The organism is Rhizobium brockwellii (assembly GCF_000769405.2).
GTDB classification, from domain to species: domain Bacteria; phylum Pseudomonadota; class Alphaproteobacteria; order Rhizobiales; family Rhizobiaceae; genus Rhizobium; species Rhizobium brockwellii.
Genome location: NZ_CP053439.1, coordinates 114,267 through 130,235, shown reverse-complemented (window position 1 = coordinate 130,235; position 15,969 = coordinate 114,267). Strand labels below are relative to the sequence as shown.

At 61.5% G+C, this 15,969-nt stretch carries 13 protein-coding genes; 9 read left to right on the top strand and 4 right to left on the bottom strand.

Features of this window, described 5'->3' with window-relative positions:
* The first annotated feature begins 150 nt into the window (after nucleotides 1–150).
* From osmF to RLCC275e_RS00625, 6 genes are all read left to right on the top strand, one after another.
* Complete coding sequence (gene osmF, locus RLCC275e_RS00650; RefSeq protein ID WP_033181471.1) at nucleotides 151–1,059, top strand: glycine betaine ABC transporter substrate-binding protein OsmF; 909 nt, start codon at nucleotides 151–153, stop codon at nucleotides 1,057–1,059.
* A 91-nt stretch (nucleotides 1,060–1,150) separates the two neighbouring features.
* Nucleotides 1,151–2,317: an ABC transporter permease gene (locus tag RLCC275e_RS00645; protein WP_033181470.1), complete on the top strand. Its 1,167-nt coding sequence runs from the start codon at nucleotides 1,151–1,153 to the stop codon at nucleotides 2,315–2,317.
* A complete protein-coding gene (locus RLCC275e_RS00640; RefSeq protein ID WP_033181469.1) occupies nucleotides 2,314–3,258 on the top strand; it encodes an ABC transporter ATP-binding protein in 945 nt (314 codons plus the stop codon). The genes RLCC275e_RS00645 and RLCC275e_RS00640 overlap by 4 nt, the downstream gene beginning before the upstream one ends.
* Complete coding sequence (locus tag RLCC275e_RS00635) at nucleotides 3,255–4,004, top strand: ABC transporter permease (RefSeq protein WP_033181468.1); 750 nt, start codon at nucleotides 3,255–3,257, stop codon at nucleotides 4,002–4,004. The genes RLCC275e_RS00640 and RLCC275e_RS00635 overlap by 4 nt, the downstream gene beginning before the upstream one ends.
* 48 nt (nucleotides 4,005–4,052) lie before the next feature.
* Nucleotides 4,053–4,448, top strand: coding sequence for a VOC family protein (locus tag RLCC275e_RS00630; protein WP_033181467.1), 396 nt, complete (start codon nucleotides 4,053–4,055; stop codon nucleotides 4,446–4,448).
* Nucleotides 4,449–4,529: 81 nt separating this feature from the next.
* Nucleotides 4,530–6,983: a glycoside hydrolase family 2 protein gene (locus tag RLCC275e_RS00625; protein WP_033181466.1), complete on the top strand. Its 2,454-nt coding sequence runs from the start codon at nucleotides 4,530–4,532 to the stop codon at nucleotides 6,981–6,983.
* A gap of 320 nt (nucleotides 6,984–7,303) precedes the next feature.
* On the opposite strand, the gene RLCC275e_RS00620 is transcribed toward RLCC275e_RS00625, so the two are convergent.
* A complete protein-coding gene (locus RLCC275e_RS00620) occupies nucleotides 7,304–7,696 on the bottom strand; it encodes a PRC-barrel domain-containing protein (protein WP_011650296.1) in 393 nt (130 codons plus the stop codon).
* A gap of 268 nt (nucleotides 7,697–7,964) precedes the next feature.
* Here RLCC275e_RS00620 and RLCC275e_RS00615 point away from each other — a divergent pair, with 268 nt between their 5' ends.
* The 3 genes from RLCC275e_RS00615 (at nucleotide 7,965) to otsA (ending at nucleotide 13,433) form a co-directional block, all read left to right on the top strand.
* Nucleotides 7,965–9,665: a long-chain fatty acid--CoA ligase gene (locus RLCC275e_RS00615; RefSeq protein ID WP_033181465.1), complete on the top strand. Its 1,701-nt coding sequence runs from the start codon at nucleotides 7,965–7,967 to the stop codon at nucleotides 9,663–9,665.
* 151 nt (nucleotides 9,666–9,816) lie between these two features.
* The gene (gene pgi, locus RLCC275e_RS00610; protein WP_033181464.1) at nucleotides 9,817–11,442 is read left to right on the top strand and encodes a glucose-6-phosphate isomerase; all 1,626 of its coding nucleotides are present in this window, start codon (nucleotides 9,817–9,819) and stop codon (nucleotides 11,440–11,442) included.
* 575 nt (nucleotides 11,443–12,017) lie between these two features.
* Entirely contained in the window at nucleotides 12,018–13,433 is a 1,416-nt protein-coding gene (gene otsA, locus RLCC275e_RS00605) for an alpha,alpha-trehalose-phosphate synthase (UDP-forming) (protein WP_033181463.1), read from the top strand.
* 105 nt (nucleotides 13,434–13,538) lie between these two features.
* Here the strand turns inward: otsA and RLCC275e_RS00600 are convergent, their stop codons facing one another.
* From RLCC275e_RS00600 to RLCC275e_RS00590, 3 genes are all read right to left on the bottom strand, one after another.
* Entirely contained in the window at nucleotides 13,539–14,465 is a 927-nt protein-coding gene (locus RLCC275e_RS00600) for a carbohydrate kinase family protein (RefSeq protein ID WP_033181462.1), read from the bottom strand.
* Between the two features lie 62 nt (nucleotides 14,466–14,527).
* Nucleotides 14,528–15,217, bottom strand: a complete 690-nt coding sequence (locus tag RLCC275e_RS00595) for an orotate phosphoribosyltransferase (RefSeq protein ID WP_033181461.1) — start codon at nucleotides 15,215–15,217, stop codon at nucleotides 14,528–14,530.
* Between the two features lie 71 nt (nucleotides 15,218–15,288).
* On the bottom strand, nucleotides 15,289–15,945 hold the full coding sequence (locus RLCC275e_RS00590) for a TetR/AcrR family transcriptional regulator (protein WP_033181460.1): 657 nt from the start codon (nucleotides 15,943–15,945) through the stop codon (nucleotides 15,289–15,291).
* Nucleotides 15,946–15,969: the final 24 nt, after the last annotated feature.

Genomic DNA, 15,969 nt, shown 5'->3' with positions numbered 1-15,969 from the left:
CCCGCCAGGGGTTTGAGCCACTGCATAATTCCTTAAATCGGAACCGATTTCAGGATAAATTATGCAGAAATTCAAAGTGCTACAGCGTCCTTGCACCTCCGAAAGACGTGCGGCGCTGTAGGTCAACGGTGTTTAACAAGGGGATATTCCATGCTGAAGAAACTCGCACTTGCCGTTTCGCTCTCCGCCTTCGCGGTGGGTGCGGCCCATGCCGCCGACATCGTCGTCTCGTCGAAGATCGACACGGAAGGCACGCTGCTCGGCAACGTCATCGCGCTCGCTCTCGAAGCGAACGGCATCAAGACGCAGGACCGCATCGCGCTTGGCGCGACACCCGTCGTGCGCAAGGCGATCACCGCAGGCGAAATCGACATCTATCCCGAATATACCGGCAATGCCGGCTTCTTCTTCAACAAGGCCGATGACGCCGCCTGGAAGAACATCGACCAGGGCTATGAGCTGGCGAAGAAGCTCGATTACGATGCCAACAAGATCGTCTGGCTGACGCCGTCGCCTGCCAACAACACCTGGGCGCTCGCCGTGCGCAGCGACGTCGCCGGCCCGAACAAGCTGAAGAGCCTCACGGACTTCGGCAAATGGGTTGCCGGCGGCGGTGCCGCCAAGCTTGCCGCCTCCGCTGAATTCGTCAATTCGGCCGGCGCGCTTCCCGCCTTCCAGACGACCTACGGCTTCCAGCTGAAGCCCGACCAGATGGTCGTTCTTTCCGGCGGCGACACGGCGGCAACGATCAAGGCGGCCGCCGACCAGACGAACGGCGTCAACACCGCCATGGTCTACGGCACCGACGGCGCCATCGAAGCGGCCGAACTCACCGTTCTCGAAGACGACAAGAACGTGCAGCAGGTCTATGCCCCGACGCCGATCATCCGCGAAGAGGTGTTGAAGGCCAATCCGAAGATCGAGGAAGTGCTCTCGCCGATCTTCAAGAGCCTGACCGCCGACGAGTTGCGCAAGCTCAACGCCAAGATCCAGGTCGACGGCGAGCCGGCAAAGTCGGTCGCCGAAGCCTATCTCAAGGAAAAAGGCTTCCTGAAGTAGTCATAGCCCGCTCCGCCCGATTAAGGGCGGAGCTTTCTTTCCTGACAGGATTGGCTTTCCTGACAGGGTTGGCCAGACAGGATTGGGATTCATGGCAGAAACCTTAGCGGTCCGCAGGCTGGACCGGCTCGGCGTGGTTCTGGTGGCCGGCGGCATCGCGGCGACTGCACTGATGCCCTTCCTCTACGTGAAGGCAAACCGCATCGCCGCCGGCAAGCCGATGCTGCTGATGCAGCTTCTTCCCCAGCCTTCCGTCATCATCCTGACCGTCCTTCTCCTTCTCACCGCCTTCGCCACGCTGTTCCTACGCCATGCGATCGCGCGGCTTGCGATTGCGACACTCTGTCTTGCGGCGTTGATCGTTGCGATCGGCCTCGTCTCGACCGCGGCAACGCCCCCCGGCAGCACGGTGGCGCGGATGACGCCCGGCGGCGGCTTCTGGGCGCTGTTTGCGGTGATCGGGCTCGTCATATCCGATGCACTGGTGAAGATCCGGCTGGCGCCGTGGATGCGGGTCGCAGCCCTTGCGGCCTATACGGCGTTGCTCTTCATCTCGCTCTCCTCCGGCCTGCTCGACAGCCTTTCGATCATGAAGGAATTCTCGACCCGGGCCCCGCAATTCCAGACCGAAGCGATCTCGCATCTGCTGCTCGCGTTCGGCTCGCTTGCCATCGCCATTGTTCTCGGCCTGCCGCTCGGCATCCTCTGCTTCTGGGTGCCGAAGCTGCGCGCCATCGTGCTGCAGGGGCTCAGCCTCATCCAGACGATCCCGAGTCTGGCACTCTTCGGCCTGTTGATGCTGCCACTCGGCTATCTCGCCACCCATGTGCCGCTCGCCGCCGCGATCGGCATCCGCGGCATCGGCACGGCGCCTGCCTTGATTGCGCTGGTGCTCTATTCGCTGCTACCTATCGTCGCCAACACCGTCGTCGGCCTTCAGGGCGTCGACCCCTCGGTGCGCGATGCTGCAGCCGGCATGGGGCTGACACGCTTACAGATCCTTGTTGGAATCGACATGCCGCTTGCCTTTCCCGTGATCCTCACCGGCATCCGCATCGTGCTGGTGCAGGCGATCGGCATGGTGACGATCGCCGCGCTGATCGGCGGCGGCGGCTTCGGAATCTTCATCTTCCAGGGGCTCGGCCAGACGGCCATGGACCTCGTCCTGCTCGGCGCCGTGCCGACCGTCTTCTTCGCCTTCTCATCGGCCGTCATCCTCGATGCGGTCATCGACAGCATCCGGGGATCCGCCGCATGACCATGATCGAGATCAGGAACGTCACCAAGCGCTATGGCGCCGCCACCGTCGTCGACGACGTCTCGATGAGCGTCGAGAAGGGCGAGATCACCGTCATCGTCGGCACGTCGGGCTCGGGCAAATCGACGCTGATGCGGATGATCAACCGGCTGGTGTCGATCACCGAAGGCGAAATCTTCGTCGGCGGGCAGAATGTGATGGACGTTGAGGTGACCGAGCTTCGCCGCAAGATCGGCTATGCGATCCAGGGGCACGGCCTCTTTCCGCACCGGACCGTGGCGCAGAATATCGCCACCGTGCCGCAGCTTCTCGATTGGGATTCCGCCCGCATCGCCAAACGCGTCGAGGAACTGCTCGGGCTCTTCAACCTCGATCCGGCAACCTTTGCCGACAAATATCCGCATCAGCTCTCCGGCGGCCAGCAGCAGCGCGTCGGCGTCGCCCGGGCGCTGGCCGCCGAACCGGAGCTGCTGTTGATGGACGAACCCTTCGGCGCGCTCGATCCGGTCATCCGCGGCAAGGCGCAAGACGATCTCTTGGCGATCCAGAAGCAGTTCGGCACGACTGTCATTCTCGTCACCCACGACATGGATGAGGCCTTCCATCTCGGCAACCAGATCGCGGTGATGAGCGAGGGTAGGTTGCTGCAATGCTCGACGCCGGAAAAGATCCTCACCGAACCCGCCGATCCCTTCGTCCAGCAATTAACCGGGACGTCCGACCGGGCCTTGAAGCTGATGTCGCTGCTGCCGCTGAAGGAGAGCATGGAGCCGGCCAAGAATGGCCTCGCCTATGCCCTGCCGCAGTCGCTCAGCCTGCGCGATGCGCTGGCCGAGATGATCTGGCAGGGGGTCGATGAGGCGGCCGTGCAGGACGGCGAAAAGGCGCCTGTGGGATCGATCTCGATGACGCGGCTTCTCGAACTGGGCCGCAAGGCATGAAGCTCCTCGTCGCCAATCTCTTCCGCCTGGCGGCGCTCGCCCTGCTCCTGATCCTGCTGTTCAGGACGGAGTGGCTTTCCTTCATGCTAATGCCGCTGACCAGCAACAATGCACCTCCCGTCTATACGCAAAACAGCCTTGCCTCGCTTGCTGTCGGGCATCTGCAGTTGGTGATCGGCTCGATCGTCTGTAGCGCCGTGCTTGCCGTTGTCGGCGGCATCTTCGTGACACGGGAAAGCGGGGCTGACTTTCTGCCGCTGTCGCGCGCCATCGCCAATGCCGGGCAGACGTTTCCGCCGGTCGCGGTGCTGGCGCTCGCCGTTCCCGCCACCGGTTTCGGCGCCATGCCGACGCTGATCGCGCTCTTTCTCTACGGCCTGCTGCCGATCTTCGAAAACACCGTCGCCGGGCTGAAGCAGGTTTCGCCACAAGTGCTCGATGCCGCCGACGGCATGGGCATGAACGGCACGCAGCGGCTGTTTCGCGTCGAGCTGCCGCTGGCCCTGCCGCTGATCCTCGAAGGGCTGAAGGTCGCCACCGTCATCAATATCGGCACGGCGACGATCGGCTCGACGGTTGCGGCCAAGGGTCTCGGCGAGGTCATCATCGCCGGGCTGATCTCCGACAATACCGCCTTCATCCTGCAGGGCGGCCTGATCGTCGGCCTGATGGCGGTGCTGATCTATGACGCCATGGGCCTCGTCGAAGCGGCGATTACGCGAAGAATCGGCTTGCGCGCGGCGTAAAAGGACGGGTACCAAGACTGCCGTAATTGATGATAATGGGAGGCAGACTTGGCGAAGATGATCCACTCCATGATCCGCGTTTTCGATGAGGCGCGCTCCGTCGAATTCTACGAGAGGGCCTTCGGCCTTTCGGTCGCCGACCGCGTCGATTTCGAAACCTTCACCCTGATCTATATGAGCAATGCCGAGACCGGCTTTGAGCTGGAACTAACCGTCAACAAGGGCCGGACCGCGCCCTATGACCTCGGCAATGCCTATGGCCATCTTGCCGTCTCGGTCGAAGAGGTGGCGGTCGAGCGAGAGCGGCTGTCCACGCTCGGGCTCAATCCGGGTGAACTGGTCGAGCTCAACCGCGACGACAAGCTCTTCGGTCTCTTCTTCTTCATCAGCGATCCGGATGGCTACAAGATCGAGGTGCTGCAGCGCCACGGCCGGTTTCTCTGACGCATCCCATGCCGAACCACCGGTACGTTCCAAACCACAGATAATCCCACAGCTTCAAGCGGCATGCAACAGGAGCCCGCCATGATCGAAAAGACTGCGCTCAATTCCGGCTGGACGCTCTCCTGTAACGATACAGAAAGGCTCGGCCTGCCTGCCGCCATCCCCGCGACGGTGCCGGGCTGCGTGCATCTCGACCTTCTCGCCAACCGGCTCATCCCCGATCCTTATATCGACGTCAATGAGATCACCAACGACTGGATCGGCAAAACCGACTGGACCTATCGCTGCAGCTTCGAGGCGATGCCTGGTGATGGCAAGGTGCAGGAACTCGTCTTCGACGGGCTCGATACGGTCGCGGTGATATCGCTCAACGGCGAAGAGATCGGCCGCACCTTCAACATGCACCGCACCTATCGTTTCGATGTTTCCCGGCTGCTGAAGGTTGGCGCCAACGACCTTTCTGTCACCTTTCGCTCCGCCTACGCCTATGGCGCGGAGATGGAAAAACATTACGGCTACCGTCCTAACAACTATCCGGGACCGGGCAATCTGTTGCGCAAGATGGCCTGCAATTTCGGCTGGGACTGGGGGCCGACGCTGGTGACGGCAGGCGTCTGGAAGCCGGTCCGGCTGGAAAGCTGGGATCGGGCGCGGCTTGCCGAAACCAGGGTTTCCGCGACGCTTGCCGGCGGCGACGGGCTGATAAAAGTGGATGCCAGGCTGGCGCGGCATGGTGACACGACGCCGTTGAGGCTCATTGCCGAAATCGGCGGCGTGACCAAGACGGTGGTGATCGCCGCCGACGAAGACGAGGTTTCCTTCGAGCTTGCCCTCGCCTCGCCGCAGCTCTGGTGGCCGCACCATCTCGGCGCGCAGCCGCTCTATCCGATGACGCTCCGGCTGATCGGCGATGGGAGCGACGATCTGCTCGACGCTCACGAGCGCGAACTCGGGTTCCGCTCGCTGCGGCTCGATACCTCGGCCGACGAGCACGGCTCGGCCTTTACCTTCGTCATCAACGACGTACCGCTCTTCATCTGTGGGGCGAACTGGATTCCCGACGATTGTTTTCCCCCGCGGGTGACGGCCGAGCGTTATGCCGCGCGGATCGAGGAGGCAAAGGCCGCCAATATCCACATGCTGCGCGTCTGGGGCGGCGGCATCTTCGAGACCGACGAATTCTATGAGGCCTGCGACCGCATGGGCATGCTGGTCTGGCAGGATTTCCTCTTTGCCTGCGCCGCCTATCCGGAGGAAGAGCCGCTCAGAAGCGAGGTCGAGGCGGAGGTGCGTGACAATGTCGTGCGGCTGATGCCGCATGCCTCGCTGGTGCTCTGGAACGGCAATAATGAGAATATCTGGGGCTTCGACGAATGGGGCTGGCGGCCGATCATCAAGGCGGGCGAAAGCTGGGGCCTCGGTTATTATCTCGACCTGCTGCCGAAACTCTCAGCCGAACTCGATCCGGACCGTCCCTATTATCCCGGCAGTCCCTATTCTGGCTCGATGGAGATCGAACCCAATGCCGACGGCCATGGCTGCAAACATATCTGGGACGTGTGGAACGATGTCGGCTACGAGGTCTACCGCAATTATATCCCACGCTTCTGCTCTGAATTCGGCTGGCAGGCGCCGCCGGCCTGGGCGACGATCGAAGAAAGCGTGCACGATGCGCCGCTGACGCCGCAATCGAACGGTGTCTTCCACCATCAGAAGGCAACTGATGGCAATGACAAGCTGATCCGCGGCCTGTCCGGCCATCTGCCGGAGCCGCGGACAATGGATGACTGGCACTTTGCCACCCAGCTCAACCAGGCGCGCGCCATCCGCTTCGGCGTCGAGCACATGCGCTCGCATCGGAATATCTGCAAGGGTGCGGTGGTCTGGCAGTTCAACGATTGCTGGCCGGTGACTTCGTGGGCCGCGCTTGATTCGGCCGGGCGCCGCAAGCCGCTCTGGTATGCGCTGAAGGCAGCCTATGATCCGCGCCTGCTGACGATCCAGCCGCGCAGCGGCGGGCTTGCCGCGATCGCCGTCAATGAACGGACGCTGTTCTGGCGGGCGAAGATCAGCGGCAAACGCCTGAGGCTCGACGGAACCGTGCTTGCCGAATTCGAATTCTGGCGGCTGCTCTGCGACCGCTTCGAAGCAAAGGAATTTCCTCTGCCTGAGGATATCGTCACTCCCGGCTTACCGAAGGACGAGGTCATCGTCGTGCAGATGCTCGACCGGCGCGCCTTCCATTATTTCGTCGAGGATATCGAGCTTGCCTTGCCGGCACCGCAACTGGCGGTCGATGTCGTCGGGATCGACGGCGGGTATCAGGTCAAGGTGACGGCGCAAAACTTCCTCAAGGATCTTTGCCTGATGGCCGACCGGCTGGATCCGGATGCCGTTGTCGATTCGATGCTGGTGACGCTGCTGCCGGGCGAGAGCCATGTGTTTATTGTGAGGACGGCAAGGACGATCGTGGCAGACGATATTGTCATCGGCACCGTGCTGCGATCGGCCAACGATCTTGTCGCAGGGGACTAAAGAGGTCCCGCAGCCGAGGTGGGCCCGCTACTCGGTTTCTATTAGGCGCCGTAGTTTCTACCTCCCTCATTCCTGTGCTCGTCACAGGAATCCAGCCACCGCGCGTCCGCGCGGTGAATGACCCCAAACCCCAAGCGGAAAGTCTTCCGCGCCCAAGGACTTGGGCGCACTGGATGCCTGTGACGAGCACAGGCATGAGGGTGAGCAAGCGTCTGCCGGATCGAGTACCCAATGACCTTGCGTGAGGAAAGATCTCGTCGCCAGACACCAAAAAGGCCCCGCATCCACGGAGCCCTTCCAGCTCGGCCTATCGAACAACGTTACATCCAGTAGGGCGGCACGCCGTAGTAATCATAGACCCGGCGGCCATTATCGTTGTACCAGGTGTCGTCATCGTCCGAATAGCTCGGGGCGCCTTCGATCTGCTCCTTGGTCAGGTCGATGCGATAGCCATCCAGCTGGGTGTCGTAGTTCAGCTTTTCCCAGGGAAGCGGATAGTGGTCGTGACCGATGCCCAGGAACCCGCCGAAGCTCAGCACGGCATAGGCAACACGGCCGTCGAGCTTTCCGATGATCAGGCGTTCGATCGAGCCGATATGCTTGCCATCGGCCCCATAGACACGGGTGCCCTCGACGCGGTCGCTGGCGATCAGCGAGTGGGTGCTCTTGACATTCGGGTCACGGCGGGTGGCGTCAGTATCCTGGTTCAACATTGTGCCGCTCCTTTTGGTGTTTCCTCATGGTGAGTATGCAAGATCAACGTCATGGCGCACTCAAAGTTCCCCATCTTTCCATGATCGTGCCCTGGCCTTCCCATGATCGCGCGGCGACCGAATGTTGACGTTTACGTCAAGGTTAGTATAGCTTCATTCGGCTTGAACCGTTCAGGCAATGGCATAAGCTGCCGGACTGGAAGATGGAGGATCTTTCTGGTTATCTGCCGAATGATGTCGGCGCGGCGGCCGCAGGGGAGAGAGACAGATGAACAGCATTTCCGTCCATCCGAACGGAGCCAAGCCCGACAAGCCCTGGCTTGCCGCTTATCCCGATATCGTTCCGGCAGAGATTCCGCCGCTGGAATATGCCTCGCTTGCCGAACTGCTGGAAAAATCCTGCGCCCGTTATGCCGACCGGACCGCCTTTTCCAGCATGGGCAAGGGGATGCGCTACCGCGAGCTGGAGAGCCAGACGCGCAAACTCGCCGCCTGGCTGCAAAGCACCGGCCTTCAGAAGGGCGACCGCGTCGCCGTGATGATGCCTAACGTGCTGCAGAACCCGATTGCCACCTATGCCATTTTGCGCGCCGGCCTCGTCGTCGTGAACGTCAACCCGCTCTATACGCCGCGCGAACTCGAACACCAGTTGAAGGATTCCGGCGCCAAGGCGATCTTCGTGCTGGAGAATTTCGCCCGCACGGTGGAACAGGTTCTCAACAAGACCGATCTGCGCCATGTCGTCGTCACCTCGCTCGGGGAAATGCTGGGGCCGAAGGGGCTGATCGTCAATTTCGTCGTGCGCAAGGTGAAGAAGCTCGTTCCCTCCTGGTCGATCCCTCAGCACAAGAGCTTCGGCCAGGTGCTTAGCGAAGGTGCGGGAAAAAAGCTCCAGCCGGTCACGCTGACAGGCAGCGACATCGCCTTCCTGCAATATACCGGCGGCACGACGGGCGTTGCCAAGGGCGCGGTGCTGACGCATCAGAACCTGCTCGCCAACAAGGTGCAGCTGTCGCTCTGGCTTCGATCGGCCTTCGAACGCAAGAAAGAGCCGGAGGTGCTGAATTTCCTCTGCGCCCTGCCGCTCTACCACATCTTCGCGCTGACGGTGAATTCGCTGATGGGCATGTCGCTCGGCGCCCACAATATCCTGATCGCCAATCCACGCGACATTCCCGGTCTCGTCAAGGAATTCGAAAAGTCGAAGGTGCATATCTTCCCCGGCCTCAACACGCTGTTCAATGCGCTGATGAACAATGCCGATTTCGCAAAGCTCGATTTTTCCTCGCTGATCATGTCGCTTGGCGGCGGCATGGCCGTCCAGCGCCCGGTCGCCGACCGCTGGCTTAAGATGACGGGCACGGCGGTGACGGAAGGCTACGGCCTTTCCGAGACATCGCCCGTTGCCACCGCCAACCGCTTCGATTCGCCTGAGTTCACCGGCACGATCGGCCTGCCGCTCCCCTCCACCGAACTCGACATCCGCGACGAAGCCGGCAATTCGCTACCGCTCGGCGACGTCGGCGAGATCTGCATCCGCGGACCGCAGGTGATGGCCGGCTACTGGCAGAAGCCGGAGGAGACGGCGCGGGTGATGACCGATGACGGCTATTTCCGCTCGGGCGACATGGGCTTCATGGACGACCGCGGCTATACCAAGATCGTCGACCGCAAGAAGGACATGATCCTCGTCTCCGGCTTCAACGTCTATCCTAACGAGATCGAGGAAGTCGCCGCCATGCATGCCGGCATCCTCGAGGCTGCAGCCATCGGCGTGCCGGACGGACATTCGGGCGAGGCGGTAAAACTCTTCGTCGTCAGGAAGGATCCGAACCTGACGGAAGCCGAGGTGAAAGCCCATTGCATCGCCAACCTCACCAACTACAAACGCCCGCGGTTTATCGAATTCCGCACCGAGCTGCCGAAGTCGCCTGTTGGTAAGATCCTGCGCAAGGACCTGCGCGGCTGAATTTGACGATTTGATGAATTAGAGGCTTTCCTGAAGGGGCCATCCGTTTGCCGCGGGTGGCTTTTTTCTATTTCGGCAGGTGGCTGAACTTGATTTGCGGGTGAGAAAGCGAATAGTTTCCGCAACCTTTCCGCCTCCAAAGGAGCCTCCCATGAACGCCATCGTCGAACAGCTGAAAAGCACCGCTGATGCCACCAAGGCAACCGATATCCGTGCCGCCTTCGCCGCCGATTCGCAGCGCTTTTCGCGCTTTTCCGTCGCGCTTGACGATCTGCTGATGGATTTTTCCAAGACGGCGGTGAACGACGACATCCTCAAGCTCTTGGTGAAGCTCGCCGAAGACGGCGGCGTCGAGACGAAGCGCGAGGAAATGTTCTCCGGCAAGGCGATCAATTTCACCGAAGACCGCGCCGTTCTGCACACCGCGCTGCGCAACCGCTCCAACACCCCGGTTCTGGTCGACGGCAAGGACGTCATGCCCGACGTCAATGCGGTGCTTGCCGCCATGGGCAAGTTTGCCGATGACGTCCGCTCCGGCACGCTGAAGGGTGCGACCGGCAAGGCGATCACCGATGTCGTCAATATCGGCATTGGCGGCTCGGATCTCGGGCCTGTCATGGCGACGCTGGCGCTTGCCCCCTTCCATGACGGCCCGCGCGCGCATTTCGTCTCCAACATCGACGGCGCCCATATCGCCGACATCCTGAAGCTGGTGCAGCCGGAAACGACGCTCTTCATCGTCGCCTCGAAGACCTTCACCACCGTCGAGACGATGACCAATGCGCAGACGGCGCGCAATTTTATCGCCAAGGCGCTCGGCGAAGCCGCCGTGCAGCACCACTTCGCCGCCGTCTCGACGGCGCTCGACAAGGTCGCCGCCTTCGGCATCGACAGCGCCCGCGTCTTCGGCTTCTGGGACTGGGTCGGCGGCCGTTATTCGATCTGGTCGGCGATCGGCCTGCCGCTGATGATCGCCGTCGGCCCTGAGAATTTCGGCAAGTTCCTCGACGGCGCCCATGCCGTCGACAATCATTTCCGTAAGGCGCCGATTACCGAAAACCTGCCGATGCTGCTCGGCCTGATCGGCTTCTACCATCGCAACGTGCTGGGCTACCCCACCCGCGCCATCCTGCCCTATGATCAGCGCCTGTCGCGCTTCCCGGCCTATCTGCAGCAGCTCGACATGGAATCGAACGGCAAGGGCGTCACCATCGACGGCACGCCGGTCGAAGGCAATTCCGGCCCGGTCGTCTGGGGCGAGCCCGGCACCAACGGCCAGCACGCCTTCTACCAGCTCATCCATCAAGGCACGAGCATCATCCCGGCCGAATTCATGATCGCCGCCAACGCCTTCGAGCCGGAACTGCGCCACCAGCACCAGCTGCTGATCTCGAACGTGCTTGCCCAGTCGGAAGCGCTGATGAAGGGACGCACCTTCGCAGAAGCCAAGAAGCAGCTGACCGACAAGGGCATGGACGACAAAAAGGCCGATTTCATCGCGCCGCACCGCGTCTTTACCGGCAACCGGCCGTCGATCACCTTCGTTTACGACAAGCTGACCCCTTATGCGCTCGGCCGCCTGATCGCGCTTTACGAACACCGCGTCTTCGTCGAAGGCGTACTCTTCCGCATCAACTCCTTCGACCAGTGGGGCGTCGAGCTCGGCAAGGAACTGGCAACGGGTCTGCTGCCTGTCGTCGAAGGCAAGGAAAGTGCGGCATCGCATGATTCGTCGACGCAGGGGCTGGTTGCGGCGCTGGCGAAGCTTGCGAAGTAAGCGATCGAGATTGCCCTTCACCCTAACCTTGCCGGGGTCAAGCCACTCGTCTCGACCCGTCCTTTGGACCCCCGTTCTGACGGGGAGAGGGGACGTGCCCTGCGAAAGGCGAGTGAGGAACGGAGAGGTTACGGCATATTCCCTTCTCCCCGTCAGAACGGGGAGAGGGTGCCGGCAGGCGGGCTGACGCTGGCTCCAACCTTACAAACCAATCTCACGCGCCGGGGCGGATTGGCGCCAACATCGACATTGCCGCCGCAGTGGCGAACTGATAGCGGTCGGCCTGGCACATCCCTTTTGATGGGGCCCACGGTGCGAAACCGGATGAACGTTCTCCGAATCAAAAAATTATAGAATGAATTCTTTCAATTCGTTGGAATCGCCCTAGATTCAAGCAAAATCTGTGCGGGAAATGCGCCGTTCTTTGTTCTTGTTGGCATCTGCACCGGGCCGCTCGCGTCCGGGCTCTGTCGATGTCGGCGCCTTCACTGCACGGTCCCTGCCCAAGTTCAGGAGATGCCTCAAGACGCTCGTCACCCAGCGTTTTCATGTCCCATCTTCATTAAAGGAAGCTCATGAGCCGTCTTGTCGTCGTTTCAAATCGTGTTCCCATGCCGGCCAAAGATGGGAGCGCCGCTGCCGGCGGCCTGGCCGTCGCGCTGCAGGCAGCCCTGCAGGAGCGGGGCGGCATCTGGATGGGATGGTCGGGAGAATCGAGCGGGGACAGGGAACCTGGCCCTCTGTCGCAACTGCAGAAGGGCAACATCACCTATGCGCTGACCGATCTCACCGACACCGACGTCGAGGAGTATTATCGCGGCTTCGCAAACCGCGTTCTCTGGCCCATCTGCCATTATCGACTGGACCTCGCCGAATATGGCCGGAAGGAAATGGCCGGCTATTTCCGCGTCAACCGCTTCTTCGCTCACAGGTTGGCGCCGATGATCGAGCCGGACGACATCATCTGGGTTCATGATTACCACCTCATTCCGCTGGCGGCCGAACTGCGCCAAATGGGGCTGAAAAACCGGATCGGCTTCTTCCTGCACATTCCCTGGCCGCCGGCCGACATTCTCGTCACGATGCCCGTCCATGAAGAAATCATGCGCGGGCTCTCGCATTACGATCTCGTCGGCTTCCAGACCGACTACGACCTCCAGAACTTTGCCGGGTATCTCAGAAGGGAGGGAATTGGCGACGACCTCGGAAATGGATTGTTCGATTCCCATGGACGGATATTCAAGGCCGGCGCCTATCCGATCGGGATCGAAACCGCAGGTTTCGCCGAGTTCGCCGAGAGAGCCGCAAACCATATCATGGTACAGAAGACCCGGCGCAGCGTTGAAGGCCGGGACATGATCATCGGGGTCGACCGCCTCGATTATTCGAAGGGCATCATTCAGAGACTGGAAGCGTTCGAAACCTTCCTCACCAGCAATCCTGCCTACCAGAACAAGGTCACCTATCTTCAGGTCACGCCAAAATCGCGATCGGAAGTTCCCGAATACGAGCATATGCAGAAGATGGTCGCCGAACAGGCCGGCCGCGTCAACGGCGCCATCGGAACGGTCGACTGGGTGCCGATCCGCTATGTCAACCGATCGATCAGTCGCAACGTGCTCGCCGGCCTCTACCGGCTGGCGACGATCGGGCTGGTCACGCCGTTGCGCGACGGCATGAACCTCGTCGCCAAGGAATATGTTGCCGCCCAGGATCCCGATCGGCCGGGCGTATTGGTGCTATCGCGTTTCGCCGGCGCGGCTCGAGAGTTGAAGGGCGCACTGCTGGTCAATCCTTACGATGTCGAAGGCACTGCCAATGCCATCGCCAAGGGCCTTGCCATGTCGCTGGAGGAGCGCCGCAACCGCTGGAGTATGATGATGGAGCATCTGCTAACCCATGACGTCTCACTTTGGTGCGAAAACTTCTTGGGAGACTTGGTACTTGCTCCCGAGCCTCGACTGGAGCGTGACTCCCGGACAGGCTCCTGATCGATCGGCGGCGGCCCGTCCTCGCGCATCTGACCCCTCGGGCCGACCCGTCCTTCGGATCTCCCTGGGGGGAGAAGAGGGGATCGAGATGTTGCGGCTTAAGCCTTAAAGCCCAATCTCGCGCGCCCAGGGCGGATTGGCGCCTGCGCGGGAGACGGTGACGGCGGCGGCTTTGGCGCCGAGGGTCAGGGCGTTTTGGAGTGCCTTTTCGTCGAGCGAGGCGACCTGAGGCTTGGTCAGCAGACCATCCATCTTCAAGGAAGCCAGGATGCCGGCATCGAAGGTGTCGCCGGCACCGACCGTGTCGACGACGGTGACGCGTTGGCTCGGGACCGTGACTTTGCGGTCCTTGGTATAACCGGAAGCACCTTCCGCGCCCTTGGTGATGACGACGAGCTTGGCGCCGTGGTTCAGCCAATGGGCGGCGAGCGCATCATGGTCGCCCTGCAGGCCGAACCATTCGAGGTCCTCGTCGGAGAACTTGACGATGTCGGCTTTCGCGGCCATGCGCTTGATGCGGGCCATGTGCGACGACTTATCCTTGATGAAACCAGGACGGATGTTCGGATCGAGCGAGATGACGCGGCTTGCGGCTTCGCGGTCGAGCAGGGCTTCGTAGGTTTCGCCGCAGGGGCTGGGGATCAGGCTGATCGCGCCGAAATGCAGCGCTTCGCAATCGTCGCCGAGAACGGGCAGGTCGGCCGTGGTGATCATCCGGCCGGCCGTGCCCTCGTCGTAGAAGGCATAGGTCGCCTGGCCGTTGACCAGCTTGACGAAGGCGATGGTCGAGGGACGCGGCGTGATAGCGCATGGGCTGTAATCGACATTGCTCGCCTTCAGTGTCTCGAGCAGGATTTCGCCCATCATGTCATCGGCAATGCCGGTGAAGAAGGCGGTGGGAATGCCGAGGCGGCCGAGCGCGATCGCGGTGTTGAAGATCGCGCCGCCGGCATAGGGCGCAAAGCCCTTTTCACCGAGGGTGGTGTCCCTCGGCAGCATATCGATCAGGGCTTCGCCGCAGCACAAAATCATCGTATTCCTCCCAACAGCATCTATGCGTTCATCAACCGATTAGGCGAGCTTTTGTCAACTGGCTAGAGCGAAAGCTCACTTACGCCACCATTCCTTCCCGACCAGGCCAGCGGCGCATCGAGGAAGGCCTCGACTTCCGACAGCGTCTTATCGTCGAAGAGCTTCCGCTCCCTGGCGACGGCCAGAACATTACGCCAGGTGGCGATGTGATGCAGCCTGACCTTGCCATCGGCAAAGCGCTGTTCACCGAAGATGCCGTAGAAGAACAGCGCGATGCCATGATCGACGATGCCGCCGGCGGCACGGACCGCATCGATGAACTTGAACATGCTGCCGCCTGCTGTCGTCAGGTCTTCGATGACGAGCACCCTCGACCCTTCCGGCATGTTGCCTTCGATCTGGGCATTGCGGCCATGGCCCTTCGGCTGCTTGCGGACATAGATCATCGGCAGGCCGAGGCGGTCGGCCAGCAGCGCGGCGAAGGGAATGCCGGCGGTCTCGCCGCCGGCGATGCAATCGAACTGCTCGAAACCGGCATCGCGCAGCAGGGTGCTGGCAGCAAAATCCATCACCGTCGAACGGATGCGCGGGAAGGAGAGCAGCTTGCGGCAATCGATATAAACAGGGCTCGCCATGCCGGAGGAGAGTTTATAGGGCTGAGCGGCATTGAAATGCACCGCCTTGATTTCCCAGAGCATCTTGGCCAGCAATTCGGCCATCACGGCGCGGTCGGGAAATGTGGTCTGGATCATACGGCTCTCCTTCGGCTTGGATCCTTGCGGGAATAGCAGCAAGAGCCCGCCGTTTCCAGACGAAAGGCGGGCTATTGCTGCAGCAGGCAGCCGATATCAACGATCTGCATTTTCTTGAACAGGGCAAGCGCCCTCTCGCCCTCCTCCGCATCCAGCGACACGGCATAACGCACGGCGGCGGCAAGAAGCTGCATCGTCAGCCGGGCGATCGCGAGCAACTCCCTGCGGTCGCGATCCGGCCACAGGCAGACCAGCACGGCGAGAAATGCCTGGGCATGAAATTCCATGTCCTCGGCATCGACCTGCTGCAGCAACTTGTCGGTATGGGTCGCATGCCAGATGTCGCGCATGACAGGCTCGCTGCGGAAGAAGGCGTAATACTCATCGGCGATATTGGCGAGCGCGCCCTGTAGGGCCGCAGCGTCGGTCACCTTCGCCAGCTCCTCTTCGACGCACCGCCTGCCCACTTCGTTGAAGCGCTCGGCCAATATGCGGATGATCGAGGTCTTGTCGGGGAAATACTGGTAGAGAGCGCCGAAGGAAAGACCGGCCTTTTCGACGATCTCGCTCATCTTCAACCCGTCGCTGCCGTGGCTTTCGATCAGCTCGGCGGCCACGGTGAGGATCTTTTCGAAGCGCTCGCGGCCGCGCTGCTGGCTCGGGATGCGACGCAGCTGGCCGGTAGACTCCTGCTGGCGCCTGCGCGTTGCGACCGGCTGTTGCGACATGATCTCTCCTTTTCCACGTTGACA

Excerpts from the sequence above, each read along its gene's own strand:
- osmF (WP_033181471.1), top strand. The coding sequence starts at position 151 with ATGCTGAAGAAACTCGCACTTGCCGTTTCGCTCTCCGCCTTCGCGGTG.
- RLCC275e_RS00600 (WP_033181462.1), bottom strand. The coding sequence starts at position 14,465 with ATGATTTTGTGCTGCGGCGAAGCCCTGATCGATATGCTGCCGAGGGAC.
- RLCC275e_RS00635 (WP_033181468.1), top strand. The coding sequence starts at position 3,255 with ATGAAGCTCCTCGTCGCCAATCTCTTCCGCCTGGCGGCGCTCGCCCTG.
- RLCC275e_RS00645 (WP_033181470.1), top strand. The coding sequence starts at position 1,151 with ATGGCAGAAACCTTAGCGGTCCGCAGGCTGGACCGGCTCGGCGTGGTT.
- RLCC275e_RS00595 (WP_033181461.1), bottom strand. The coding sequence starts at position 15,217 with ATGATCCAGACCACATTTCCCGACCGCGCCGTGATGGCCGAATTGCTG.
- RLCC275e_RS00590 (WP_033181460.1), bottom strand. The coding sequence starts at position 15,945 with ATGTCGCAACAGCCGGTCGCAACGCGCAGGCGCCAGCAGGAGTCTACC.
- RLCC275e_RS00625 (WP_033181466.1), top strand. The coding sequence starts at position 4,530 with ATGATCGAAAAGACTGCGCTCAATTCCGGCTGGACGCTCTCCTGTAAC.
- RLCC275e_RS00640 (WP_033181469.1), top strand. The coding sequence starts at position 2,314 with ATGACCATGATCGAGATCAGGAACGTCACCAAGCGCTATGGCGCCGCC.
- RLCC275e_RS00615 (WP_033181465.1), top strand. The coding sequence starts at position 7,965 with ATGAACAGCATTTCCGTCCATCCGAACGGAGCCAAGCCCGACAAGCCC.
- RLCC275e_RS00620 (WP_011650296.1), bottom strand. The coding sequence starts at position 7,696 with ATGTTGAACCAGGATACTGACGCCACCCGCCGTGACCCGAATGTCAAG.
- pgi (WP_033181464.1), top strand. The coding sequence starts at position 9,817 with ATGAACGCCATCGTCGAACAGCTGAAAAGCACCGCTGATGCCACCAAG.
- otsA (WP_033181463.1), top strand. The coding sequence starts at position 12,018 with ATGAGCCGTCTTGTCGTCGTTTCAAATCGTGTTCCCATGCCGGCCAAA.